The organism is Nostoc sp. UIC 10890, from assembly GCF_054786515.1.
In genome coordinates, this window is record NZ_JBSGKF010000010.1 from 1 (window position 1) to 26,116 (window position 26,116).

Below are 26,116 nucleotides of genomic sequence, written 5' to 3' on the forward strand. Positions count from 1 at the left end.
GTTGGATGGATGGTGCAGGAGTGGGCATATTTCTAGCGATATTAATGTTTTTTCTATTTGGTGGAAAGAAGAGTAAATGAATTATTTAACCGACAAACATAAACAGTTATCCGAGTCGCAACAATCGGGTTTAATGTTGTGGTTCGGACAGTTGCCGATGGACAAGAAAGCTGTTGCAATTGGGCTGAGTTTGACTGTGGGAATTAGCTCGGCGGCGATGGCGTGGCAGGGAACTAGCAGCGATCGCATTTACTTCTGTTTGAAAACCCCTTCAAAAACATTGGTGTGTCAGGACAAAGATAACCGTCCTTTTCGCATGACCCCATTTTATTGGTCACAATGGAAACAAGAAGGAATGCCACGCCAAGTAGTCCGTGACCCAGCTATGGGGGTAAATGGACTGGTGAAAGCGACTAACCCTTACAAGCCGTTTTGGGCGTTTGGGGGATTCCTGGGGTTTGCGCTTGCTGGCTGGATGCTCCGCCATTGCCAACATGAAGAGAAGCAGAGGGCAGTTTTTGAAGACATCGCCCAAAAACGGGATGCTGCAAAAGCAGAGATGGCCGCACGTTCCGAGTTATTGGATAGTTACCGAGACGTTGCGATCGCAGAAGTCCAACTACAAGCCGACCTGGATCTAATCGCCAACGATCGCACCGTTGATATCACCAAAGCCGAGATTTACGCCCACACTGAGATTGAAGTTACCCAAATGGAGGCAACTGACGCTATTTTTGAGGCGCAAACCGCAGGCATGACGGAGGAGCAGAAGGCAGAGTACATTAAGCAGTTGCGCGAGATGAAAACGCCCTATCTGCAAGGGAGTCAAACATTGCAAGGGACGATTGACCCCAACGACAAGGTTACTGGGGCAGACAGCCAAGCGATGCCTTCGGCGGCAAGCTACGCCCCCGGTGACAAATATCGCTGGATCAACAACACCATCGGCTACCCCACTTTGATATTTGGTGGCATGGGTGCGGGGAAATCCTGGACTACCAGAGAGATTATCTGGGCAAAGCGCAAGTCCGGGTGGAATCAAATCTTTGTGCTAGATCCACATGGTACACAGGTCGAGTGGCGAGGGGTACAGTTGATTACTGGCTACCAAGAGATAGCCCAATTCATGCAATGGTATATGGCTGAAATGCGCCGCCGTTACGATGCCTACCGCAACAGTGGCATGACTGAGGAGCAATGGACGCAACACTTAAGAGATACAAACCAACATTTCTGTGTAGTCGCTGAGGAGTTTACAACTTGGACAGATAACATTGTTGAGCCGACACCAGAGGACTGGACAGACGAAAAAGAATTTAAGCCAGATCCAGAATTCATCGGTAAATGGTTTCGCTGTGCCATGACTGAATCTCGCAAGCAATTAATGGTTCCTTTGTTCGTAGCTCACGACCGCACAATGGAAATCTTAGCCAAAGCTAAAGGGTTATCAAAACTTCGGGATGCTGCACTGTTAGAAGTAGAACTAATCGCAACTATTGACCCAATCACCACAGAAGCTAAAGCTAGTGGTAGGGGTAGGATTAAATTACCTGGGCATGGGCAATGGATTGATATTGAACTGCCCAAGTTAGACCAGAAGCGGATTGATTTTCGGCTTGATGAATCTAGAACAGTTAATGAACCGCCAACAATCGATAAAGCCACTTTAGAGCGGATTTATGAACTGGAATTCAATCTTGGTAGCAAGGCAGATAATACCCAAAGTGAGCCGAATAAATTATCACCAATGGCGCAAAAACTGTATGAATATTTTATCAGAACTGAACGAATTGAAGCTGATGTGAGAGAGTTCAAGGGCAACTTTAAAGTGGCTGGTGAGAGATTTACTGTTGAACAAATAAAGGGCTGGATGTACGAAATTGTGGGGGCAGGATTGGCAGACTGGATAGCCGAGGGTGTTATCAAGCTCAATCAAATTTAACCGCTTTCTGTGTCTGGTGTCTAGCCCCAAAACCGCCCTTTTTTCGCGGACACCGGACACCGGACACCACAGACACCCTAGCTCCAAACCCTTATACGGCGTAGACACTAGCAGCCACCACACTAGACACGACCCAGACAAGCCCGTGTCTAGCTGGTGTCCGGTAGACACCAATGTTAATGAAGGATTCCAGGGTGAGGAGATGGAGAAGGTTAAATCGGAGATTGGTGGGGTTTAGCAATTTTCTATTTAACTGCGATTGGTGTAGTGGCTGTGATGCTTACAGGAATAGCTATTGACCGTTGGCGTGTGAGGGACGGATGGTGCGCCAGATTTTATCCTAACGGCGAACGCAAAATTATTTATGGGAATGATTGCTGGAAATAGTGTCAATAATCTTTGTACACCAAAAATGTACGATTCTCCGTACATCAGCCAAAAAAACCACACAGCAAGGCTTCACAGCATTTACCACCCCTCACAATCCCGGCGACGGGATTTTGCACCCAATGTTGTTAAGCTGAGTTTTGAGTTGCTGCCATGAAAACTGGCGTTAACAAAAGCTAACCGCTTTAAACCGTTGAAATTAAGTAATTTTTTGTGGTATATCTGTAATTTGAGTGCATCTGAGTATCAATTGCTATTCAATTTACTTGTAAAGTTATGTCAAGAGATTATTATAAAAGTAATTTACGCGGTTCTTCATTTAAGGATAAAGACCTTAAGAACGCTAACTTTTCCAAAGCAGATATCCGTGGTGTTGATTTTACTAATGCTGATTTAACTGGTGCAATATTTAAGGAAGCAAAAATCAGTGGCACTAATTTTTATGATGCTAACCTTACTGGCGCAATATTAGATAACGCTGTATGTGGGGTAAAAATATGGTGGTCTATTATTATTTTTATAATATCTTTATTTATAATTTCATTGTCTGGATTTAGTGCAAGTATTATTATCAGTTGTAATTTTTATTTTTTCTTAGGGATTCGTGGCATTAATAAAATTATTTACACTATATTAATATCTGTTGTTTATATTAGTTTTTTTCACGCTTATTTTTTGAATAGCTTATTTCATATTCAACAAAGTTATTTAATATACATGGGAATTTGTATTATTTTTCTTGTTGGAGTTTTTATTCCATTTATAGAAACTATGGATGAACCTAAAACTGAAAATATGCAGATATTTCTCAGTATTATATTCTTTTCTATAATTGTTGTTCTTGTAAATATAATTTTAATAAACACAAACCTTGATCCTATAATTAGACGTGCTATTGGAGCGTTTTTTGGTTCACTTTTAGGAATTGTAATAAGCGACCAAGCAATTATAAATAAAGAAAAAAAATATGTTTGGATTTGGAATTTGTTTGTGTATTTTGCTTCTGTACAAGGCACTAAATTTCACCATTCAAATTTAAAAGATGTTAGCTTTGCTAATGTAAATCTTAAAGGAAGTAATTTTTCTGAATGTACATTAACACGAACAAATTGGTATGAAGTTAAAAAGATTGATTGTGCAAGAATCCAAGTAAATTATCTAGAAAATTCCATAATTCGAGATTTGCTTATTAAAAAAAGAACTAGAAAAGAAAAAGATTATCAAGGTATGGATTTAAGGGAATTAAATCTTGTTGGAGCAACATTAGATAGTGTTAATTTATCTAGAGCGGATTTGAGTAATTCTCAATTAATAGAAGCTAATTTAGAAAATTCAATTCTTAATCAAACAAAACTAGATAATGTTGATTTAAGACGGGCAAACATTACTGGAGTTACAATTGAAAAGGGAAGTATTCCAGCTACAGCACAATTAGATGGCTTAATTTGTGATTATTTTTATTTTTACCCACAACCAAATCTAAAACAACGTCATCCAACTACTGGAAAATTAACTTCTGAAGAGGCTATTACACTATTGCAGAAACCATCACAAGTTTCCATAGTTTTTGAGCAAGATGGTATTGATTGGCAAGTATTTTTACAAGTATTTGAAAATTGCTTAAAAGAATTTAATATTTCTCCTGATAATTCAGATAATTTAATACAAGCATTTGAAAGTAGATTAAATGGCAATTTTGTTATTAGATTAAATGTTCCGATTAATGTAAATAAAGTAGAATTTGAACAGAGATTAAAACAAGCTTATAATAACGGTATAGAAGATTTAAAAAGACAATATCGAAATACTTTACAAACAACAAATATTGATTTTCAGAATAATACAAGTATGTTTAAAATTACTAGACAGCTTGCTAATCCTGGAAATTTAATCATTCAAAATATAGTTACAACTGGAAATAATAGTATGACTAATAATCCTGGTGGAATTTCTCAAAATGTAAGCGGCGGTAGTGTGTATGGTGGGATGCAAGCAGCACAGGGTAATAATAACGTGCAAACTTCAACCACTTATTCTTTACCAGAACAAGAACAAACCCTTGCAGAAGCCGCAGCAGAAATTCAGCAATTACTAGACCAATTAAGTCAATCTTATCCTACTGATACAATGTCAGGAAAAATGGCACTGGCAACAGAAGCCACGCAACGCATCGAAAATAACCCAACTTTAATGCAGAAAACAATCAGTGCGTTGAGGGCTGGTGGTACTGCGGCTCTAGAACAAGCCCTCAGCCATCCCGCAGCCAGTTTTGTCATTGCTGCTTTAGATGATTGGAATAAAAACAATCAATAAATTATTAAGTTGGGTATCCGCATTCAAATTCTAGTAAAACAAGCCAATGAATCAGCCTTTGCTTCCTAACGATAATCCGCCACCTATACCTGAGCCTGGTATTCGGCAGCAGGTAAAAAATTCTACTTTGGGTGGCGGGATGCAGGCTGTAATAGGTGATGATAATATCCAAATTCAGGGTGACAGTAACGTTGTCACTTTTAATAAAACGGAAATTTTGCAAATCTCTGTTGATGAGATTAAAACCCGTGAATTTATAAAAACCTCTCCCTACAGAGGCTTAAAGAAATTTGAACCAGAAGATAAAGACTTGTTTTTTGGTCGTGACCAATTTCTTACAAGTTTAGTTAATGAACTCGAACAAACTAACTTAGTTTTACTTTTGGGTGCTAGTGGTAGTGGTAAATCATCAGTAGTACGTGCAGGTTTGATTCCCTGGCTTTTCCAAAAATATGGAATGCGATTAGTTAAACTCATATTTACGCCAGATCAAGACCCATTTGAATCTTTATATGCTAGTTTGCTTAGTAAAAATCCGCAAAATCAAGCCCAGATCGCCCGTGAGGCTAAAGCTGATACATTAACTCAAGTAGTAGCAAGGCTCAAGCAAGCTGATGATTATTGGTTAATTTTTATTGACCAGTTTGAGGAACTATTTACCACCAGTGAAGCAGAAAAACGAGATCGCTTTATCGCCAGTTTGGTACAACTAGCCAAAGCCAAGCTCCCTTTAGTTAAAGTTATGGCAACAATGCGGGCTGATTTTCTCGACAAGTTAAGCCCCTATCCAGCACTGGTGAAAGCTACAGATAAACATCGCCCAATGATTGCAGAGATGCAACTGGATGAGTTGCGTTTGGCAATTGAACAACCTGCGGCACATCATGGGGTAGTTTTTGAAACTGGGCTAGTTGAGGAAATTATTAAGGATGTACAGGGACAAGCAGGTTATTTGCCTTTGTTGCAGTACACGCTGAATTTACTGTGGGAAACAGAAGTAAAAACTGACAGTATCAGTGACCGTACTTTGAACATTAGTACATATCGGGAGTTGGGAGGGATCAGAGGTGCGCTTCAGCAACGAGTGGATAAAATTTATGAGGATTTATCCGCACAGGAGAAAATTGCTACTCAGAGAATTTTCCTCAAACTGGTTGATATTGGTGGGGATGAAGACTCTGGTACTGAATGGAAACCAGTTCGTAGACGGGCGGTACGCTCTGAGTTTAGCGATGAGCTTGAGGAAGGCGTACTGGTTAAGTTGATTAATAATAATTTGTTAGTCAGTGACCACCCTCTCCAATTCCGGCAATCTACCATAGATATTGCTCATGAAACGCTGCTTACTTCGTGGACAAAACTGAATACCTGGATTAAGGAAAATCGCCAAGCGATCGCCCTACGTAACCGACTCAATAACGATGTGGCACTTTGGCAAGCCAAAAAAGCAGATGATGAACTGTGGAGTGGCTCAAAGTTAGAGCAAGTTTTAGAGCTAAGAAATGATACAAAATTTAATCAAATTTTAGGTGGTTTTAGTGAGGCTGCAAACAAATTTATTGATGCTAGTGTTGGTTTGCGAGAGCGTTTTGTAACCGAAAAAGAACTTCGGAGAAAACAAACAATTAGATGGTTAGCTACAGGCTTATTTGCTGTTTCTCTTGTCGCTGGATATGCTATTTTGCAAAGTATAAAAGCTGAAAGACAAACAAAATTAGCACAGATTCAACGTAATATTGCTCAAGTTGAACCATTACTCTCTAAAAATCCGACAAAAGCTCTTGTATTGGCTGTTAATGCAACAGGTCAAAGTTTTTCAGAGTTTCCACAGCTAACAGAACTGCTTACTTCGGCTGAAGCAAGTTTATTTAATGCTGTTCAAAAAGCAAGAGAAAAAAATTTTTTAGAAGTTCATCAAGGGACTAGGAGTGTAGCTGTAAGCCCTGATGGACAAACAATTATTAGTGCAGGAGAGGACGGAAAAGTTATACTTTGGCATCCTACAGATAATAAATCTCAAATTATTGAAGATTTTGCAGGAGTACCTGTACATAGTGTAGCTTTCAATATTGACGGTAGTATAATTGCTAGTGCTAGTGAAAACGGAGAAATTCGAGTCAGAAGGCTCAAAGATAATTTTGTGTGTGTTTACCCAGGCTCAAATGAACAAGTTAAGGCATTTAAGGAAACCTTAGCGAGAGTAGCAATTTCTTTGTCTTTTAGCCCAACAGACAGTAATGTTTTAGTTAGTGGTAGTGCCGATAGAAAGTTACGCTGGTTCGATGTAAATTTGAATGATTGTAATCTCAGTAACTCTAAAGTTTTATATATAAATAATTATTCCATTACAGCAATATCTTTCAGTCCCGATGGCAAAAGTATTGCTATTGGTGATTATGCAAAATCTCTAAAATTATGGATACGCTCTACAGAAACTACTCATACAGTATTAGTGGAGAATCCTGGCTATCTTAGTTCTATAGATTCGATTAGTTTTAGCAGTCCTTCGCAAATCTTTATTGGAGTTGGTATTCATGAAGTTAATCCTAACCCTGTTGTGACCTTTAATAACCGAGAAGTTGTAGATATCAGTAAATCAAATTTGAATTTAGAAAATTTGAATATTTTGGAAAATGAATCTAGTAGTATTGCTATCAGTCCTTCTCAAGTAAAAACTCAAGTAGCCACAGCTACGTATGACTTGGGAGATGGCAATAATTTATTTCTTTTAGATAATGCTGATAATACTTATAGTAAAATTAAATTCAGTTTTATTGGGCATCAAAATAATGTTGCGTCTGTAGCATTTAGTCCAGATGGTAAAACCCTTTTTAGTGGTGGTTCGGATGGTGTAAGGGTCTGGAGTGTACATAGTTACTTTGATGAGTCGATATCTCTCTTTAATAACTCTAATTTCCTAGAGTTTTTTTCTCCAAGTGGGCAAAAATTTAAAATTAGCTACGAAGAAGGAGAATTTGGAACAAAGGAGTTAGTAGCAAAAAGGGAGTTTGAATTAGAAACTGAGCAACGAAATCCAGTTATTTTTTACAGCCCAGATGGTAAAACTTTGACTATTGTAAGAGATGGTCACCTTGTTCAAGTCAAAACACACAATGGAAGTAAGACTTACGAAGCATTCTCAGTTCAAGGTAAGATTGGTTTTGTTGCCACAAGCACAAACAGCGAAAGAATGGTTTTGGTTAAAGAAAACGACATAGAAGTAAGAGATTTTAATGGTAAAAAAATAAGTAAGTTTGGTCATTCTCCTAATATAGACAATAGAAATATTGCAGCAATTAGTCCTGATGGAAGAGTTATTGCTGCTGCTGAAGCAAGATTATCAGGATATGGATCTAATACACATAATCCTTCTTTACAACTGTTTGATATTAACGGAAACATGATTGGTAAATTTGAGAATGTTGGTAAATTTCAATTTCTCGCGTTTAGTCCTAACGGTAAATATCTAATTGCATCGGCAATTAGTGGTAGTACAAGTATCTTTCCTGTTAATTGGCAAGCCTTACTTGATATCGCCTGCCATAGATTAAAAAATCATCCCATTTTAAGTAAAACTGAGGATGCTTCAAGTGAGGGAGCTAGAAAAACTTGCCAAATATATACTCAAAGTATATCTAGAAATTAAACAAGGCTTTCAAGATCAATTGTGTGATGGACAAAAACAAGCAGTTTTATCACTGGATATTTGCAGTTCGCTACACTTAGTGAGCTATACTCAATTTTTATTCAAGCATCTAAGTAGACAAGATAAATATAATGACTAATAATCCTGGTGGAATTTCCCAAAATGTAAGCGGCGGTAATGTGTACGGTGGTATGCAAGCGGCGCAGGGCGACAACAACCAGCAAACACAGGAAACTAATGTAGTTGCATCCGGTGAAAAACAGCTAAATCAGGAAGATGTAATTCGGATGTTAGCCCGGATAGAACAATTAGTAGGTGCAACCCCAGAACTACCAGAAGCAGTTAAAGAAAAGTCACTCAAATATTTGGGAGCCGCTAAAGAAGAAGCTCAAACTAAAGAACCTGATAAACAATTAGCAGCCGGGAATCTCAAACGCGTAGCTGAAACACTCAAAACTACAAGCGAAACTGTGGCATCCACTAAAAACCTTTGGGAGAACGTCAAACCAATTTTGTTGGAACTACCCGGCTGGCTAGGTGTCGCTAAAAGTTTCTTTGGATTCTAGTGAGATAAGCTAATGAATCAGTCAGAGCAACCTGAATCTAGTCCACTACCCTCGTCTGAGCCAAATATTAAGCAGCAGGCTGATAGTTCCATATTAGGTGGTGGAATGCAGGCTGCAATCGGTGATGGTAATTTCCAGATTCAATTTATTTTTCATCCTAATAGTTCTCCAAATTATCAAACCGATTGGATAAAACTTATAGAACAAACAAGAGAAAATCTCACAATAATCCCAGACAGAATTGGTAATAAAATTTTTATTTCTCGTCTAGTAGAATTAGAAGCAATAGAAACAGCTTTTGAGAACAACAAGGTAGTTGTTCTTTTGGGGGCTTCAGGCTGTGGAAAAACTGTAATTTCTAAATCTTGGGCTGAAAAAGAACAGAATGCTAACAAAACCATCTGGTGGAAGGCTAGCAGCTTTGATGTTTCAGACTTTTCATCTTTTCAGAATCGTTTAGGGTTATCTTCTCCGCTTCGAGATGTTCTAGCTGCTGTTTCTGCTCCTCGCGTCTATGTGGTAATTGATGGACTAGATCGCATCTTCTCGGAAGCTGCATTTCAGAATTTATCTGTGCTAATTCATACACTTCGACTAAATGTGGAGGACAGCCCTTGGCGACTCCTTATTCCTTGCCAGTTAGAAGAGTGGAACAGAGTTCAAATGCTTTTGGCACGCGCCAATGTCTTGACTGAAGACTGGAAAATGCTTCAAGTTGGCGCTCCTTCTATTAATGACTTTGAACCAGTTTGGGAAACATTTCCTGCTTTGAAACGTTTAAATTTTCAACCTCAACTACAGTCCCTATTGTTCAAGCCAAAAGTCCTTGACTTACTAGCAACAAAATTGTCTACTGGCGGATCTGTGGATACTACTCAGTGGGTTGGAGAATCTAACTTGATTGAATGGTTTTGGGAGACAGAAGTTTGTAAACAGCCCAATGCTAGAATGCGATCTGGTCTACTAAAATCATTGGGTGAAAAGCAGGCAGATAATTTGGCAGCTGAAACGCCAACTGACGCATTTTCTATTTCTGATGGGGCGCAAGTAGACAGTTTAATTAGAGATCGCCTCTGTCAAGAACGAGAGGAGCGCCTATCTTTTTGTCATGACCTCTATGGTGATTGGGCAAGGCAGCGAGTTCTCTTAGGACAACAAAACAACCTACGGGACTATATTAAACATCGAGTCTCTTCTCCTCTTTGGCATCGCGCTGTAAGGCTTTACGGACTTCATCTTCTGGAGAAAAATGAAGATACGGCACAATGGCGCTCTGCACTAGTTTCTTTGTGCGGAGACGATAATACTCCTGATTTAACTTCGGACTTACTATTGGAAGCCGTTGTTTTCGCTGCCAACCCACTTCCACTTTTAGAGCGTATCTGGACTGATTTAGCTGCAAACGATGGTTTGTTTTTACGTCGGTTACTAACCAGGTTCCTTTTCATTGCCACATTACCCAATCCTGCGATTTTGGCCATTGCTTCCCAACTTGATTCAGACTTGGAAACCACGGCCGCTACAATACAACGGATTCCATACATACCTTACTGGTTGCCAATACTTCAGTTTCTCCACCGACATTTAACAGATGTCATTGAACTAGCACCTGAATATATTGCAGAGATAGCCAACACATGGCTACGACGATTGGATACAAAATGGCCACTGCGCCGGGAAGCTGCCGAGTTAGCTTTAGCCACTGCTGAAAGACTTTTAGAGTCCACAAAAGCTGGCAGATTTTTTTATGATAAAGATGATTTAAGTAAAAAAGTTTATCATGCTGCACTTGCAGGAGTTTATGAACTTCCTGACGGTGTAGCTAATTTTGCACTTGAAGCTAGTGCTAGGAAAGAAGTCACAGTACAAAATTCTGAAATAGAAACTCAATCCGAGCCTCTTATTAAAAGATTTATTGATGATCCAGAATATGGAACATATGAATTAGAACTTGATGAATCCTCCTGGTCATTGATAGATGAGCGGGGAATAAATCCAATAATGTTTAAAAACTTTAGCAGCGAATGGGGAGATGAGGAGGAAGAGGAACCCGTTGCTTGGCCGGATGGCCCTAGTCAGAAAGTACACTCTGCATTTCGCCAGGTCTGCTTAACAACAGATGCTATCTATCCACTAATTATTGCCAACCCAAGCGTTGCACGCGAAGTCCTTCTTGCCCTGTTAATAGAAGAACCGAGCGCCCATCGGCAAGAATTGGGAATTGCGTGCGATAGAGAGTGGTATCCTCCCTTTTATACTCAAGGGCCATTACTTTTTTTTATTAAGCATCAGCCTACAGAAGGACTGGAATTAATCCTGCGCTTAATTAACTTTGCAACAGAAAGATGGGCAGATATTTGGCGACGTGAGAATCAAACTGTCCCTGATGTATCGATTACTCTAGCAGGTAATGAACATCGATGGCTTGGTAATCAAAACGTCTATTACTGGTACTGCAACTATAACTCTTGCCCATATCCAGTAACTGTGGCTTTGATGGTCTTAGAAAAGTGGCTTTACAACGAAATTGATGAAAATAAACCAATTAATAATGCGATAGAGTTAATCCTGCAACGCTCTAATTCTGTAGCATTTGCAGGATTGCTAAGTGCAGTAGCTCGCAAATCATCTTTTCTTGTCCAAGAACCTCTACGGTCGCTGCTTACAGTTCCTGAATTTTATCTTTGGGAATCCCGACATCAACCTTTGTCTGGGTCGGATATAACTATCACGATAACTTGGTTGGGGCAAAACGAGCAGATTATCAAATTAGTTCGCGAGTGGTACGAACTACCTCACCGAAAACAAGGTTTGTATAAATGGTCACAAAGCTTTTTCCTAAATATTCCAGAAATGCGAACTTTTTTTGAGGAAATTCGTTCAAACTGGCTCAAACGCCTTCAAGAAAATTCCAAAGAAGATGAACTAAAATGGTTTTTAGAGGAACTTGTTGACGGGTACAACATTGATAACTACAGAATTCAGAATTACCCTGAGCATGGTGATTTTTGGGTATTTCAAGATCCTAACAAATTAAGCGAGAAGGAAAAAGCTTTTAGAGAAGACTCTGAGCGTCGGCTACAACTTTTGTCTTTTCCTTTTCGTTGTCAACAAATCCTCAATGCAGGCCAACCACTACCAGATGAGCAGCTTGAGCAGTCTTGGAATTTCCTTCAACAAATTGCAGGATTTACAACTGTCGAGGATGAGTCTGGATTATATGACATCGAGAACAGCATTTGTGGAGGTATAGCTGTTCTTATTCAGTTTCATTGGAATTGGCTTCAACAATATCCACAGAGAGAAGAATGGTGCTTTGAGCAACTTATCAAGATTATCCACGAACCACCAAAAGCAAACAAATTTGGTTATGAAGAAATTAATTCAGAATGGGAGTGGGACATTTTTTGTGCCAAAATAATCCCGCTTATTTGGTTTAAGTTTCCAGACTCTAATAAATGGCGAGAATGTGTAGCGTTGTTGGTTACAAGCTCGCGCTATGCAGTTGTCAGTACTATCTTTGCTCATGCTGCTAAATTTAGGAGTTCTTTTTATGAAGACTTTAAGCGACTCCAACATCTACTTTTTCGTTGGGCAGCAGTAAGGTGGAAGTGGGATAGCACTCGTTATGGTTTGGAATACTCCTTTGATATTGAGGTTGAACGACATCGAGAAATAAAAGCTTTTCTGGACAAGCTTATTTCTCCTAACCTACCTAGTTGGGAAGAAGTAGCAATCCAGGTTTGGGAAGAACTAGCAGACAAGAAACCTCACCAAAATTACAGCCAACCTGGTCTCTTTGGAGATATTACACCTAACCAATTTCCTAGCTTAAATTTTAGGCTAATTCAAGCCGCTTATAGTTGGCTACCTTCACTAGATCAGGCAATCAGCAGAACTGAGCGTCAAGAATGGATTACGTTTTGGAAAGAGGCACTCAAATATTCCCTTCAGATTCCAGAGAAAAACAGAACACTTAGTGGCTGGAATGATTGGCTTTCTCAGCATATTTCTTCCTTAATTTTGCAATTGCCCCCTACAGAAAAACCGGAGGATTTTTGGAAGCCAATCCTTGATTTAGGAATGGAAGAGGATCACTGGATTGAAAAATTTTTGACACAGTGGTTTATTAATGGCCTTAATTCTGAACCTATTTCTGACAGATTTATTAAAGAATGTCATGCAATGGTAGATTTTGCATTCTCATCGCCCAACTGGGAGTTTGACCCAAGACTCCGCCAGTACGGTTTAGAGGAGTTGTGGTGTCATTTAGTTGGCTTAAACTCCAGCATTTACAATATGTGGACAATAGCTCATAAGCCGATTATCAAGCAAATGTATAAAATTTACGAGAAATGGGCTAGACAACACTTGAATAAACCAGGGTGTGCGTTGCAGTTTGTTGCATTTCTGTTGAAGCCATCTGCTGAGGAACTTCGGATCGATAGCCTTTCCTGGCTTTATACTGTTAGTCAATCTAATGAGCAGTTTTGGACTGAGGACAACATTCAAGAAAAGTTAGCATCTCTACTTGACGTTTGTTGGCGATATCAGGAATCAAAGCTACGTCAGCATAATGATTCCTTTAATGCATTTAAAAATATTCTCAAGAAACTTGCTGATTTTCAAAACACACTAGCGTTGGAGATTCAGCAGAGAATTGCTTCTAGTTAAATTAGTTCACTAAGAACTTTTTCTCACTCCGAATCCTTCAACATTCCCGTCAACAATTCCGACATCTCCCACAGGTCTTTATTCCGGTTGTCGTCATAAATCATCAGCGTTCGCGGGTCAGCATGACGGCTTAACTTCTGCACCTTTCTGATATTCCCATCCGTCGCATCAAGCGCCGCCGTAATCGCTGAATGCCTGACCCTGTGCGGTGACATCGGTTTCTTCACCCCCGCCTTTTTAAAAGCCGCCGACACTATTTTATAGACAGCATCCGTAGTCAATCTATGCCCCAAATTATGAAAATCTAACGCCGTAAAAATTGGTAAATTGGGATTTAAATCTCCTCGTGCAATTAACCAATCTGCAAGAGCAGCCGCCACATCGCGTGACATATCCAAATATTCTTCATTCGTTCCCTTACCCTTCCCCAAAACTCTCAACTTACGTCCATAAAAATCAAAGTCGCCCACAAAAAGAAGGCATATCTCCTGGCGACGCAAAGCTAAACCCCACAGCACCAGAAAAATTGCATAGTTGCGTTTACCAATCAAAGTCGAGCGATCAAATTGCTGAATCACAACAGATATCGCTTTGCTATCAACACCCCGCGTATCTCGATATGCCTTAACCTTCTCGCCTGACACATCTTCCAGGGAATAGTTGCACACTCCCAACTTGCGCCCCATCTTGGCTAACGACTTAATCGCTGCCAACCGCCGATTGATTGTCGCCTCCCGCAACCCGGATTTAATCAACATCGCCTTATATTTCAACACCACCATCACCGCTTGAGAGGGCTGCAAGTGCAGAAACTCCAGCACACTATCACCAGTCGGCGGTAATAAAGTCATCTTCAGAAAGAAATCCCTCAAATCCTTCTCATAAGCCCGTCGAGTATTGGGGTTGCGCTTGTCTGCCAACAGCTGCGCCAACACATCCGGGTCGCCCTGAAGTTGCGCGTCAAAATATCTGGCGATCGGTGCATCTAAACACGCCTCCAACGCAGACTTGACAATTTCTCCCGAATGTGGATTGGACATAAGTGCTGACTCGCGTTCTTAAAGAATAAGCAGGGGGCAGGGGAGCAGGGGAGCAGGGGAGATGAAAGACACTAAGAGTCTGTTTTTCTGCCCGGATGTCCGACTGTTTTCTTTATCAGCCAAGGGTTAGGATTGTTAATCATGTTTACTAAACTACCTAGAATCTTATTATAGTTACTGTAAATTTCTCGACCTGTATCAATATCCAAGTAATTACACTTGACGGCAAATTCAATCCACGTCTGGGTTTCAGCAGCTTCCGCTTCCCCATCATTTAATTTAGCCACAAATGCTGCTACGTATCGGCGTTTCCTCCATGCTTCTGCCAGATTCGCACATACAGAACGAGAGGAACGACGAATTTGGTCTGTGAGCGAATAACGTTCCTCTACTGGAAACTTTTTAGATACCTCAAATATCTTCATCGCTGCATCAAAAGCCATTTGATACACTTTCAAGTCTTGATGATTTATGATGGCATTTTTTTCCATTTGCTATCTCTTACCTTCTTCACTCTTTCCCCCCTGCTCCCCTGCTCCCCTGCCCCCCCTCTCCCCCCGCCTCGTTAGGCATAATTGCTCACTGACTCGTTATTGATAATGCGCGTTTCCAATAACGTACATCATACGGCCATCTCTAGGGGCATCAATCAAAACATTCGCGTCGGAGCAAAATACTACTTGCGGAAGAAGGCAAGTGTCAATTAGTAATGCTAGTTCTGTAATTTCCTGCTTTGATATCAAAATTGATAGCAAACACTGGGCATCTGGTGCAGCAGATATTGAAACACACCATACAAACCACCAGCCGTGATCGTCTATGGGCGATGACCTTTGGTCGGGCGTAGCCCATCGCAGTAGTCAATACAAGCCTGGATAGGTTTGTATATACGCTTCCTCTGTACCAGTTTCTATACAGTTTGTCAGGAAAGCGATCGCCTGTTAAGTTGGCAGAGATTAACAATAGGTTTAAAAATCATCCATGTTTGACTCAACTATTCATTCTTAAATGGTCTTTATAACGCGAATAAAAGCATAACGATAGTATTTTAGCTATATTTGGATTAAGTAATTGCTCCACAAAATTGATTCTTGGTTCTGTTGATTGAAAAGAGGATACCACTTCAAAATTAAGCTTTTTTCTAACTCTAACCGATACTTTTCTTCCAAAAGAATAGGTAAGTCCCAACGGGCGATATAAATAGATGATGAAAATCCGTAATTTTGATTTAATTGTTGATAGGACTCAATTTGTTTTTTGCGATGATGAGCGCCACTCGAAGAATAATTAAGTGTACGCAAACGCTTACAGCAGTTTTTGCTTTGACCTATATATAAAATTAACGGAAGTGCTTTATCTAGAATAAAATAAATGCAAGCGTTATCAAATTGATTAACTTCTGTAGCAAAATTTAATGGCTGGAGCGGCAAAGTCAGAGGGTTAATAGTATCAGGATCTAGCTGACATTCGCAAGGGGGAGATGTGATATCAAACAGTTTTGTTTGTCTTCTAATTAAATTATTTTCTTTTTCATCCTGCTGAAATTCAAAAATTCGTGACTTGCTCTCTAGCAATACCTTATTACAGTTAATTGGTGGAAGATATCTCAAATTTTTTAATGTGTTTTTTGAGCTAAATTCAGTGTTTGAAAACAAAGTTAACTGCTCGACAGATTCTTGGTGATGCACGCAAATTAACCAAACTATACTTCCTCTGTCATAGCTTCGCAATAATGTTGGGTCAATATTGCTACAGTGTAGAATCGATAAAGATTTAAGAAAAACGTGTCAACAAAATTGTGTATAAATACTTATTCATAACGTAAAAATTTTCCCCGTTGGGACAATGACCTTACTCTCTCCCAAAGTACATAAAATTTACAACCAAGATTCAACGGACAATGCCTTTACTTGCTGAATCCTCTGAAAGTCGCTGTCGGCTGACACAACAGTAAGACCGTGTTGTAGAGCTACAGCAGCAATCCAAAGATCATTTTCATCAAAGCCTAGATCAGTGATTTTCGTTTTTCTCCGCTTACTTTTCTCTTTCGGTGCAAATTGATTGAATAAAGCGGCTTTCAGTTGCCCGTAGATAGTAGCAGTAAATCCATCAACGTTGTGGATGTATATACCCGTTAGAAAACGGTTAATGAGGACTAAGTTACTTTCCTTGCGTTGAGAACGTTCTACCATGTCTATCAGTTCGCCTTGAACGATGGCGCAGGTTGTAATCACAGAATTTTCCACCTCCGCAAGGCGACGAAGCACATTGGCATTACCAAGAATTGCTTGACTACAGTGATTTGTATCTAACAAGTACATTATTCAAAGGGGTTGTCGTAATCAAATTTGGCTTTGCCGCGAGTGGCATAAACTAGCTCAAGACACTCTTGTAAATCATCACCTTCCCATTTACCAATTGTTTTTAAATGTTCGAGCAGTGAGCGACCTGTGGAATTTACTGGAGTTTGGTCGGCAGAATCTGCCACAGATGAAACAGGCTGTGTTTGGGTTTCCTTCGTTTTCAAAAAGCGTAAAAAGTCTAGCGTTTCAGTCAGAATGGTATCTGAGGTGGATTCAATTTCGATAAGAAGCAATTCTTTGATAGTCATAGTGGGTATCTCCTAAAGATGCATGGGGAATCCAGGAATAGCTGCATCAGTCTTTTTCATTATCGCAATAGTTTCTTTCAGCGTTAGTACAATGCGTTCCAGCCATTCAGTCAGGAGTCAGGCTAATGCGCGAATTTCACCTTGGCGTAAATTCACCAATTAGTAAATCTATATTTTCACCTTGCACCTACACTACGTTCCAGGCATTCAGTCAGGAGTCAGTCTAATTTAGAATTTCGCCTTGGCGTAAATTCGCCAATAAGTAAATCTATATTTTCACCTTGCTGCCATTTCACCCAGACAGCCATTAGAAAATCTACCAATTCGCTTTTATCAATCTCTACGCCACGTCTTTTGAGTTTGAGTAATTCTTCCTCTACATCTAAATCTGTTGAGCGTTTCACATAATAGGTGCGCCCAATCCAAGCATTATCAGACCGCTTACCTGTTGCAGGTCTACCACGTTTACGGGGTTCTTCTTGAATTGGCGCTGTCTTTTGTGGTGTTGGAGTCTGTGTCACGTTACTCTCTGTAGTTGCTTCTAACGGTTGTTCTGGTTCTTGTTCTGGTTCTTGTTCTGGTTCCTCTTTGGTTTCAAATAACTTTTTAAAAGGGCTAGGTTTAGGGTTGCTCATGACAATATCTCCTTACCCACCTCTTGATACTCGCGCCATGCTATTTTGCTGCTGCGGTCTTTTACTTGATAGACTGGCAGACCTTCCAGTGCCGCTTTTTCATAAACAGCAAATCGTCTAATCCCATGTTGAAACAGTGGTATTCCCTCTGCCTCTAATGCTTCCCGTGCTTGCTGTCCTGTTAAGCGAGGGGCTGGGGGAATAATTGTGAGCAATACACGATAGCGATCGCTGCCCAATGATTTGAGAGTGCTTACAGTTTGCAACAGTGCATCCATCGCTAAGGCATCAGGGGTAGTAGGCAGAATTAATAGATTGCACCCATCTGCGAGTGCTTCTAAATCTTCGTGGCTTGGTCTAGCTGCGGTGTCAATGACCACATGATCAAAATTACGGCTGTGCATAGGAGCTTGTAGTAAATCCACAACTTTAAACGGTAATGCTCCTCGCTTTGCCCATCCTGTAGCACTGTGGTTTGGATCGCCATCAACTAGCAAAGTGCTGCCATGCTGAGATAGAAAGCAAGCAATATGGATGGCGCTTGTCGTTTTAGCGACACCTCCCTTGAAACTGGCAAGGGTGATTATCACGAGATGTACTCCAGTAAATGCTGCTAGTTTACTCTTAAAATGGCGAAAATTTGTATTTCTTTATTTATAAAATGCTAACTTGGCGACAATACAACATTTCACCAATTCAAAATTATAAAATATCTTTTGTAGTAACCGTCAGCTTGAAAAAACTAAACCTGAACAGAAGACAGTTTGACTTTCCGCCTAACCGTCATGTTGTTTAGCTTTCTCTTAATGGTCTACTGGTTAATACAGTCCTCATATCTTGCTGTAAATAGTTATATTGGCAATAATGTAAATTTTTAACAATACGTTTTTGCGACAATTCATATTTCCGCCAATTCAAAAACAAAGCAGCATATTTTATCACCTAAGTTTCACGACTGCATGGGCGATCGCCGTTTAGTAGTAGTAGGAAAAAATGCTTTAAAAAGCCTAAAGTGTATGGCTGCTGCGAAAGAATTTATTTAGCTTTCTGATTGTGTCTATTACCATTTGATGCTTCTGTTTCCTTCCTTGCATAAGAAACAGGTCAGCAGCTTGCTGTAAATCTGCCATTGCCCCTTCTTTGTTATCTTCTAAGACAACGCGAATCAGACCACGACTATAGTAGGCTTCGGGTAAGTTAGATTTAAGCCGAATTACTTGGTTAAAATCTATGAGCGCTGCCTGGAGTTTTCCTAACTGTGCAAGAGTCTGACCTCGACTAAGATAGGCTTGATCATAGTTTGGGTCTTCTCGTAAAGCTTGGTTGTAATCTTCAATCGCTCCCTTCAAGTCTCCTAACTGATAGCGGGCAAGACCACGAGTGTAGTATGGCCAACTGAGGGGATAGCTTTGTAGTTCTATAGCCTTATCGTAATCAGCAATACTTTGCTTGTAGTTACCTTGTGCCGCGTAAACAATACCCCGGTTGTAGTAAGGACGACCATACTTAGGCTGGAGTTCGATAGCCTTGTTGTGGTCAGAGATAGCTTTTTTGTAATTGCCCAGTTCGTAATATTCCCAACCTCGGTCAGTATATGCATCGGTAAATTTGGGATTTAATCGCAGGGCTTGATTATAATCAGAAATTGCTCCAGTATGATCTTCCAACTTAGAGCGGGCAAGACCACGGTTATAGTAGGGTTGGGCATTACTCGGCTGTAGTCGAATGGCATCATTAAAATCTGCAATAGCCCCTCTGTAGTCATGTTGGTTAAACTTCTCTGCTCCTTGGAACAACAAGTCGCTTTCCTTGTCTATTTCTTGGTCTAAGAAGCCAGAACCGCTATTTTGAGCCATAAGCATTGTTGGTGACTGAGCATAGACAGTAGAGGATAGTCCACTAAATGCAACAGTCGCTCCTATGATTACAATTCCCTTTTGAATCAGCTTTTTATGGTGCTTCTTCATTTCTATTTAGTCCCAATTGAAATTTGGCAGGACTTGTAAGTGTATCCCAGAGTGATAGTAATATTTTAAACGTTAATTTCTGATTTTGTACGGTAGTAAATCCTGCCAGTCCGTCCAACATCAGACCAAAAACGCTTGGGGTCAGCCATCTATGGTTTTGAGATCACAAGCGTTTCTTAATTTTTGATTGATGCTAACGGAGATTACACCTATTTAGTCATTCGTGTAATCGATGCCTCAAAGTCTTCTAGATTCATTGATGGCTACAGCTTACGCCTAACACTACCTCAGATGGTAGTGAGCCACGCTCATTTGATTGTTACCTCGCTTTCGCCACTACCACCATAAAAATACCCCCAGAATATGGGGGCGATTGATGTGGTTAATGTGCCTAAAAGGACACAATCGAATAATTCGAGTTCGCTATAAGGATTTCTGTATATATGCCCATCTTAGAATGAACTGTCGGTGGATGTCTTCGGTGATTACCGACTCTTCAAAATCGCTTCATAACAACTTATCAATTAGTTCCCTATTTACCCCGTTAGCTAGTACTTACTCCCGTTGAAAGCTTTTTCAAATCCTCAATCCGACAGCACCCCCGCTTCCATAGCTGTCTTTGGTTTTTATCTACAGGATGGTAATAAGCCCAAATACTTCCATCTGCTGCTGAATATAAGGAGATAATAAAAACCTTTTGTATACCAAAGTTACAGGTACTTACCTCAATTTTTTCTTTAACAGTAAAGGTCTGTCCTGAACTATTAGTTGCTGTTGATAATTTTTTATATGCTGGTTTATTCCTTAATTGCGGTTGCTCTGTTTCTATCTCTGATTGCTCATGTTCAGCAGAGGTATTTTCAATCAAAGCAGTTGATGATGATGAATTAACTGGTGCTGTCTCTAAGATTTGGGGTACATCTGACTGTTCATTCTCTGCTTCTATTGTTTGAGGCACAGCGTCAGAAATCAGTACAGGACTACTATTTGATTCGGAAACTGCAATGCTTTGACTCTGGTTATTATTTACTTCTAATTCCGGCTCAACTGACTGATTTTCTGTTGGTGCGCTAGTTGATGCTGATTCAGATTGTGCAGAGTTATTATCGTCTGTGGTAGTAGATTTTTGCTTGACTACACGCAAAATAGCTGGCGGGAGATGCGCGGCATCTTGTTGAGATGATGAACTATTCGTCTTGGAAGATTTACGTTTAGGCATAATAAATTCTTGGGAACAATGCACCCTGTAACGTTGATTTAATCAGCAATTGACCAGTAAATAATTAAAGTTTTGCGGTCGGTTTAACTCTCAGTTAGCGAGCGTAGTATCTTCGGCTGTACTTGTTGAACTACCTTCAGTTGATGATGGCTCACGAGGCGGAAATTTAATGCACTCCCCTGATTGAATTACTAAACTAGTTCCCACACGACGCACATCAAAATTCCAAAATTTCTTAAGCGAATTTGATGGTAAAAATCCAAATAGCTTCAGTTGAAAATCTTTGGAATGCTCAAAATCTCTCCGGGGTGAGCGGTGAATTTTAATTTCTACTATTCCTTGTTCCCAGTCTTGATATACAACTAATCCTTGTACAGAAAAGTTATCCCCTAGTAACTGCAATTCGCTTTTTACTGAGTCTGTATACTCTTTGGGTGTGCGAATATTTATTAGACACACCGAAAGTTCACTCAGAGAATTTTTTAATCCTGTTCTGGGGTAAGCAGTCCACAGATAATCTTGAGATAAATCAAGTTGAGCGTTTTGAACTACTTTAGACGCTCTCTTAGCAAGCTTAGTATCCAGCATTACACCGTCAGCAGTTATTAATTGACCTTTATAAATAAGCTCATCCGAGGGTACATACCTCCCCCAGACTCTACCAACTGCACGATATTGTAGAGGCTCTGCTGGCATTATCTGTGGACTATTGACTGATAACTGCTGTGTATCGTGAGTAATGGTCATGCTGACAATCTTGAATATATATATGAAAACACTAATCACACTATTGCGATCGCTTTTAAAGAAAACCGAAACGCGACAGGAAATCTGTCTATGAACTTGCACCAGCTTCTGATACAGCAGCACCCACGTCTGGTTTTACCTCCTTCACTTTCTTCTCGAAAATCTGGATTCCCGCGTCAATCACTTCAAACCCGTTTTCTGTGCGCTGTCCAAGCTTTCCCGATACAGCCCCAGCCCAGTCTGCGAATTCTGAGGCGCTAGTTTCGGCCTTACGCCAACTTTTGGCATTAACTTGAGCAGTGAAGACTATGCCGTTCTGATCGGTCAACTCGATTGCAACTTTCTTGTTCTCGGCTGGTGTAGCTGTTGGCAGTGAACCACTAAATTTTATTGTCACTTCGCTTTTGGCTTCCATACCTTACCCCTGGCTCATCATCAATGAACTTTTTTCCCGCTCCTGATTTTATCAGGGCTTAAGAAAAACTTCGCATACTAAACATTATTTAACTAAAAGGCATTTATAAGGTATTTACAAGGATTTTTTTGAAAATGGCATTTGTAAGGTAAATGAATGGCATTTCAATGGTATTCCAATGGCAAATATAAGGATTTATTTGCACCTTCAACACTGAAAATCACCGTTTTTTACAAAATCCTTCTTTTTTACCAAAAATAAGGTATTGCAATGGCATGTCTAAGGTATTTACAAGGTAAACACAAGGTAAATCTAAGGATTTAGACCCCAAAAACCTCATTTACCACCCTTATTTCTCCCCCAAAAATTCCTGACCAAAACTTACGCACAGTACGCCAAAAAGTTTGGCCAGTTTTTTGAGCCAAAACTAAAAAAACTTTGAACCAACGTCAACAAATAATACTCAATAACTACTTTTGTAGTATCAGAACTGCACTCCACTTGTGAGTTATACCAAAGCTATGCTGCAAACACCGCTTATTACATAGGCTTTATGTAGATTAGCAGTATTAAAATAGTAGTCCTAAACACTTTGCCCAAGTGGTAGCTGTTGGGTAGCTCAACTGGTGACACATAGCTACCAGTTGAGTAGTAAAAAAGCGAATTTTTGAAAATTTGATGATTCCCTAACTGGTAGCTGTTGAGTAGCCCTACTGCTACCAGTTGAGCATAAGACTTTTTGCAAAAAATTCTGGCGTAATGCTTACTGACAAAGACTTACAGCCAATTAAAAACGCCAGATTCATTCTCAATTACTCTAAAATTATTGAGAATGTATAATACATTTATGTTGCAATTGTGCTTCAATAATTCTTTCATTGACTTAATCCAGCCCACTTAACATCCGATTTTTTTCTTCATGCCTGAATAGAAATTGTTCATCTTACAATCTCCACACTTGTTAATAGAGATGAAACTTGTTTTAAGTAGTGAAATTGTCTAATTAATCACAGTTACAAATAGCAGACATTTTGCACCTAAAACCCCTATTTATATACAAAATGTCTGCTATTCTGCACAGCTTATACACGCCTTTAACTGTTATAGCTGTCAGGGAACTTTGACTATTCAGTACAAAATGTCTGCTATTTAGAACATGGCTTTGACCAAAAAATTGGTGTCTAATACATACACCAACTAGCTTTTAGCCATTTTTATCAAACTGGCTTATTCTCAATAACTTTAAAATTATTGAGAATTAATAATACAGATTTGTTGCAAACGTACTTCAAAGAATCGCTCAATCAAGTAATTGCTTGAGCAAGTGAATCTGTAATTCCAACTGTGAGACAGAGTAAATCACAGCAATCTTGAGAGTGTCGCTGTCAGCACCCTGACGCTTCATGACAAAAGGCCCCCAACACATTCTCAAAGTACTCAAAACAATTTTAGTCAAACCTCTGCCCGACATTTTACGCTCTCGCTCTCGTAAAAATTGCAGTAACTGGCCATCGCTACTGTCGTGACTGCGCTTAATCGAAAGCACTTCTAAATTAGGTTGCTCCATGTCCTGTATTCCTACCGAATTAAAGGGGATTATGGGTAAGCCATCGTGTTGATTGATACCAAATTTTAACGACTGTCAAAATATGCCGTAAACCACCCCTAAGTACCCCTTTAATGTACCAAATGACAGTCGTTTGACAGTCAAATCCCAAAAACACAACGACTGTCAAATGACTGTCGTTATACCCTCTAGAGGTAGTATTTGGGGTATTTTGACAGTCGGCAGTAAGCGCGACTTCTCCCCCAAAAGTGGATTTCGGGGTTTTGTAGAAGTGATACCATACTCACTATGGTTTCATGCCCTGCGGGTGGCTGCGCCATCTCTCGCTGCGCTCGTGACATGAAACCGCCGTTCGCCCAAAGGGGTTTTTTAGTACTACAAAAGCACTGCATTTGTAGCATATTTTTTATGTCGCCACTAACAATTCTCAGGATTGAGAAACTAAAAACATTCGGCAACGTTGCCGGAAGTGATGACCATGTTACCAGGAATAGAGAAACACCCAACGCAGATCCAACTAGAGAGAATCTCCGGTTAATTGGGAGAGAAGACTCACGCGCACTCGAAGAAATAGTTAAAGAAAAAATCTCTACGCTCAAGCATCGCCCTCGGCATGATGCAGTGTTATGCACCGAGATGTTTCTCTCGGCATCGCCTGAATATTTCCGTCCAAAAGATCCATCCCTTTCTGGGCAGTGGTCTAATGAGAGAATGCAGCAATGGGCGATCGCATCTCGTGACTGGCTAGCTCAAAACTATGGATCAAAGTGCGTCAGAGCAGAACTTCACCTAGATGAAAGTACCCCACACATTCACGCCTACATCGTGCCATTGAACGAGAAAACTGGGAGAGTCAGTCATGACGCGATGTTTGGCGGTAGAGGTGGGCAGGGAAGGATCAAGTTATCCAAACTCCAAGATAGTTATGCTGCTGCACTCGCTCCTTTGGGCATTGAACGAGGTGTTAAGGGCAGTAAGGCAACCCACACCAAAGTCAAAGAATATTACCAAGCGGTTAACAGTGAACCACTCACCGCAGTCATTACAAATAACCAATTAGCACCCACACCGTTTGAATCAGCTAGGAGTTATGTAGACAGGATTCAGTCTGATGAACAGTTCCAAGCGATTAACCATCAACTCGCTGACCGGGCTTTCATGCAAGAGCGATTGGAGAGGGCAGAGCAACGGGCAAGAGCCAGCGAGAAGGAGCGACAACGGCTAGAAGAAATTGTGCGATCGCTGGAATTGAAAACCCAACAACTGCGCGACTTGGAATTATTGGATGTCGCCTGGGAGTTGGGGCTGAATTACGAGCGTGAGCGGTGGCGGGGTCACGGACACATCATTAATATAGATGACTCCAAATTCTACGACTTTGCCCCCGAACACTCCAAAGGCTCAGGTGGTGCAATTGACTTGGTGATGCACGTTAATCAGTGCAATTTTCGGCAGGCGGTTGTCTGGTTGCATGAGCGATTCGGTGAAGCTGGAGTAGAACGTGCAGCGATCGCTCACGTTAAGAACAGGGCGGCTGACATTATCCAGACTGAACCACGTCCCCAATTCACCCCACCCGTTGAAGATAAAGCTAACTGGTCTGCCGTTGAACATTACCTCACTCAATTTCGGGGCATCCGCTCTGATTGTGTGCAAATGCTTCATAACCAGGGGCTAGTTTACGCTGATGACAAACAAAACGCTGTTTTTGTCATGCGGAATCTTGATGGTCAACGTAACGGTGCATTCTTACGGGGAACTAGGGGCGAGAACAACAGCTTTTTGGGGTACTCTAAAGGAACCAAACGCAGTGATAGCTGGTTTTACTTCCATTTGGGGGGTAAAGCTAATGATAAAACCTCAACAGCGATTCTATGTAAGTCTCCCATTGATGCTATTTCAAGAGCCATGCTGGAATATCTGATCAGGGGCGATGTTCCACCCGAACGAACAGTCTATATGGCTATTGATGACATTAAGAGCTTACCACTTGAGCGATTGCAGAAAGTTCCTAATATACTGGTGGCGTTTGGTAACGATAAAAGCGCTGATGCAGCAGCACAGCGTGTATTAGAACTAATGCCACAGTCCCAAATCAAAAAATCTAAAGCCAGTGATTGGAATCAGCAGCTACTCGATTATGGGCGACAGTTAAGGCAACAGCAGCAACAGCAACGGCAGCAACAGGATGATGAATTGAGTCTTTAAAAGCTATTTGTAGTGTTAATGTACTTTTTTAGTATTTATTTTTTCTATTACTCTTCCAACGAAATCAGTTTTCGCTCAAAAACTTTCGCAAAAATTTGGCGTACTGTGCGTCCAAAAATCTTGGGGTATACCGCAAAATTGCCACAATCAAGTCATAGAAAGGGCATGGATACACAATA

Annotated in this window: 19 protein-coding genes; 7 read left to right on the forward strand and 12 right to left on the reverse strand. The window is 40.4% G+C overall.

What is annotated here, in order from left to right; genetic code table 11:
- Positions 1 to 76 precede the first annotated feature (76 nt).
- The 5 genes from ACWATR_RS36065 (at position 77) to ACWATR_RS36085 (ending at position 13,528) form a co-directional block, all read left to right on the forward strand.
- Positions 77 to 1,942, forward strand: coding sequence for a hypothetical protein (locus ACWATR_RS36065; RefSeq protein ID WP_460343918.1), 1,866 nt, complete (start codon positions 77 to 79; stop codon positions 1,940 to 1,942).
- A 663-nt stretch (positions 1,943 to 2,605) separates the two neighbouring features.
- Positions 2,606 to 4,642: a pentapeptide repeat-containing protein gene (locus ACWATR_RS36070; protein WP_460343921.1), complete on the forward strand. Its 2,037-nt coding sequence runs from the start codon at positions 2,606 to 2,608 to the stop codon at positions 4,640 to 4,642.
- A 46-nt stretch (positions 4,643 to 4,688) separates the two neighbouring features.
- Positions 4,689 to 8,288, forward strand: coding sequence for an NACHT and WD repeat domain-containing protein (locus ACWATR_RS36075; protein ID WP_460343923.1), 3,600 nt, complete (start codon positions 4,689 to 4,691; stop codon positions 8,286 to 8,288).
- A 131-nt stretch (positions 8,289 to 8,419) separates the two neighbouring features.
- Positions 8,420 to 8,854 carry a hypothetical protein gene (locus ACWATR_RS36080; RefSeq protein ID WP_460343927.1) on the forward strand — a complete coding sequence of 145 codons (435 nt, stop codon included), beginning with the start codon at positions 8,420 to 8,422 and terminating at the stop codon, positions 8,852 to 8,854.
- Between the two features lie 12 nt (positions 8,855 to 8,866).
- Positions 8,867 to 13,528 (forward strand): NACHT domain-containing protein, encoded by a 4,662-nt coding sequence (locus tag ACWATR_RS36085; protein ID WP_460343930.1) that lies wholly within the window; start codon positions 8,867 to 8,869, stop codon positions 13,526 to 13,528.
- Between the two features lie 23 nt (positions 13,529 to 13,551).
- Here the strand turns inward: ACWATR_RS36085 and ACWATR_RS36090 are convergent, their stop codons facing one another.
- The 8 genes from ACWATR_RS36090 to ACWATR_RS36125 form a co-directional block, all read right to left on the reverse strand.
- Positions 13,552 to 14,568 (reverse strand): tyrosine-type recombinase/integrase, encoded by a 1,017-nt coding sequence (locus tag ACWATR_RS36090; RefSeq protein ID WP_460343933.1) that lies wholly within the window; start codon positions 14,566 to 14,568, stop codon positions 13,552 to 13,554.
- A 71-nt stretch (positions 14,569 to 14,639) separates the two neighbouring features.
- Positions 14,640 to 15,059, reverse strand: coding sequence for a four helix bundle protein (locus ACWATR_RS36095; protein ID WP_292788950.1), 420 nt, complete (start codon positions 15,057 to 15,059; stop codon positions 14,640 to 14,642).
- Between the two features lie 561 nt (positions 15,060 to 15,620).
- Entirely contained in the window at positions 15,621 to 16,223 is a 603-nt protein-coding gene (locus ACWATR_RS36100; protein ID WP_460343936.1) for a GIY-YIG nuclease family protein, read from the reverse strand.
- Positions 16,224 to 16,445: 222 nt separating this feature from the next.
- Positions 16,446 to 16,889, reverse strand: a complete 444-nt coding sequence (locus tag ACWATR_RS36105; protein WP_460343939.1) for a type II toxin-antitoxin system VapC family toxin — start codon at positions 16,887 to 16,889, stop codon at positions 16,446 to 16,448.
- Positions 16,889 to 17,179 (reverse strand): DUF2281 domain-containing protein, encoded by a 291-nt coding sequence (locus ACWATR_RS36110; RefSeq protein ID WP_460343943.1) that lies wholly within the window; start codon positions 17,177 to 17,179, stop codon positions 16,889 to 16,891. Before ACWATR_RS36110 ends, ACWATR_RS36105 begins: the two co-directional genes overlap by 1 nt.
- A gap of 218 nt (positions 17,180 to 17,397) precedes the next feature.
- Positions 17,398 to 17,814: a hypothetical protein gene (locus tag ACWATR_RS36115; protein WP_460343946.1), complete on the reverse strand. Its 417-nt coding sequence runs from the start codon at positions 17,812 to 17,814 to the stop codon at positions 17,398 to 17,400.
- Complete coding sequence (locus ACWATR_RS36120; RefSeq protein ID WP_448270522.1) at positions 17,811 to 18,404, reverse strand: ParA family protein; 594 nt, start codon at positions 18,402 to 18,404, stop codon at positions 17,811 to 17,813. The genes ACWATR_RS36115 and ACWATR_RS36120 overlap by 4 nt, the downstream gene beginning before the upstream one ends.
- Before the next feature lie 417 nt (positions 18,405 to 18,821).
- Entirely contained in the window at positions 18,822 to 19,781 is a 960-nt protein-coding gene (locus ACWATR_RS36125) for a tetratricopeptide repeat protein (protein WP_179076829.1), read from the reverse strand.
- Between the two features lie 183 nt (positions 19,782 to 19,964).
- Between ACWATR_RS36125 and ACWATR_RS36130 the strand changes: the two genes are divergently transcribed.
- The gene (locus ACWATR_RS36130) at positions 19,965 to 20,129 is read left to right on the forward strand and encodes a hypothetical protein (protein ID WP_460343950.1); all 165 of its coding nucleotides are present in this window, start codon (positions 19,965 to 19,967) and stop codon (positions 20,127 to 20,129) included.
- A gap of 196 nt (positions 20,130 to 20,325) precedes the next feature.
- On the opposite strand, the gene ACWATR_RS36135 is transcribed toward ACWATR_RS36130, so the two are convergent.
- The 4 genes from ACWATR_RS36135 to ACWATR_RS36150 all read right to left on the reverse strand — a co-directional run bounded on the left by ACWATR_RS36135 (position 20,326) and on the right by ACWATR_RS36150 (position 23,729).
- Positions 20,326 to 21,000 (reverse strand): hypothetical protein, encoded by a 675-nt coding sequence (locus ACWATR_RS36135; protein ID WP_460343953.1) that lies wholly within the window; start codon positions 20,998 to 21,000, stop codon positions 20,326 to 20,328.
- 90 nt (positions 21,001 to 21,090) lie between these two features.
- Positions 21,091 to 21,870, reverse strand: coding sequence for a hypothetical protein (locus tag ACWATR_RS36140; RefSeq protein ID WP_460343956.1), 780 nt, complete (start codon positions 21,868 to 21,870; stop codon positions 21,091 to 21,093).
- Complete coding sequence (locus ACWATR_RS36145; RefSeq protein WP_460343959.1) at positions 21,836 to 22,162, reverse strand: hypothetical protein; 327 nt, start codon at positions 22,160 to 22,162, stop codon at positions 21,836 to 21,838. Before ACWATR_RS36145 ends, ACWATR_RS36140 begins: the two co-directional genes overlap by 35 nt.
- Before the next feature lie 1,300 nt (positions 22,163 to 23,462).
- A complete protein-coding gene (locus tag ACWATR_RS36150) occupies positions 23,463 to 23,729 on the reverse strand; it encodes a hypothetical protein (RefSeq protein ID WP_375491277.1) in 267 nt (88 codons plus the stop codon).
- A gap of 408 nt (positions 23,730 to 24,137) precedes the next feature.
- Between ACWATR_RS36150 and mobV the strand changes: the two genes are divergently transcribed.
- Positions 24,138 to 25,937 carry a MobV family relaxase gene (gene mobV / locus ACWATR_RS36155; RefSeq protein WP_460343962.1) on the forward strand — a complete coding sequence of 600 codons (1,800 nt, stop codon included), beginning with the start codon at positions 24,138 to 24,140 and terminating at the stop codon, positions 25,935 to 25,937.
- Positions 25,938 to 26,116 lie beyond the last annotated feature (179 nt).

What these genes read in the sequence shown, in the direction of transcription:
- ACWATR_RS36065 (WP_460343918.1), top strand. Translation starts at nt 77, where the DNA reads ATGAATTATTTAACCGACAAACATAAACAGTTATCCGAGTCGCAACAA.
- ACWATR_RS36070 (WP_460343921.1), top strand. Translation starts at nt 2,606, where the DNA reads ATGTCAAGAGATTATTATAAAAGTAATTTACGCGGTTCTTCATTTAAG.
- ACWATR_RS36075 (WP_460343923.1), top strand. Translation starts at nt 4,689, where the DNA reads ATGAATCAGCCTTTGCTTCCTAACGATAATCCGCCACCTATACCTGAG.
- ACWATR_RS36080 (WP_460343927.1), top strand. Translation starts at nt 8,420, where the DNA reads ATGACTAATAATCCTGGTGGAATTTCCCAAAATGTAAGCGGCGGTAAT.
- ACWATR_RS36085 (WP_460343930.1), top strand. Translation starts at nt 8,867, where the DNA reads ATGAATCAGTCAGAGCAACCTGAATCTAGTCCACTACCCTCGTCTGAG.
- ACWATR_RS36090 (WP_460343933.1), bottom strand. Translation starts at nt 14,568, where the DNA reads ATGTCCAATCCACATTCGGGAGAAATTGTCAAGTCTGCGTTGGAGGCG.
- ACWATR_RS36095 (WP_292788950.1), bottom strand. Translation starts at nt 15,059, where the DNA reads ATGGAAAAAAATGCCATCATAAATCATCAAGACTTGAAAGTGTATCAA.
- ACWATR_RS36105 (WP_460343939.1), bottom strand. Translation starts at nt 16,889, where the DNA reads ATGTACTTGTTAGATACAAATCACTGTAGTCAAGCAATTCTTGGTAAT.
- ACWATR_RS36110 (WP_460343943.1), bottom strand. Translation starts at nt 17,179, where the DNA reads ATGACTATCAAAGAATTGCTTCTTATCGAAATTGAATCCACCTCAGAT.
- ACWATR_RS36115 (WP_460343946.1), bottom strand. Translation starts at nt 17,814, where the DNA reads ATGAGCAACCCTAAACCTAGCCCTTTTAAAAAGTTATTTGAAACCAAA.
- ACWATR_RS36125 (WP_179076829.1), bottom strand. Translation starts at nt 19,781, where the DNA reads ATGAAGAAGCACCATAAAAAGCTGATTCAAAAGGGAATTGTAATCATA.
- ACWATR_RS36135 (WP_460343953.1), bottom strand. Translation starts at nt 21,000, where the DNA reads ATGCCTAAACGTAAATCTTCCAAGACGAATAGTTCATCATCTCAACAA.
- ACWATR_RS36145 (WP_460343959.1), bottom strand. Translation starts at nt 22,162, where the DNA reads ATGGAAGCCAAAAGCGAAGTGACAATAAAATTTAGTGGTTCACTGCCA.
- ACWATR_RS36150 (WP_375491277.1), bottom strand. Translation starts at nt 23,729, where the DNA reads ATGGAGCAACCTAATTTAGAAGTGCTTTCGATTAAGCGCAGTCACGAC.
- mobV (WP_460343962.1), top strand. Translation starts at nt 24,138, where the DNA reads ATGTCGCCACTAACAATTCTCAGGATTGAGAAACTAAAAACATTCGGC.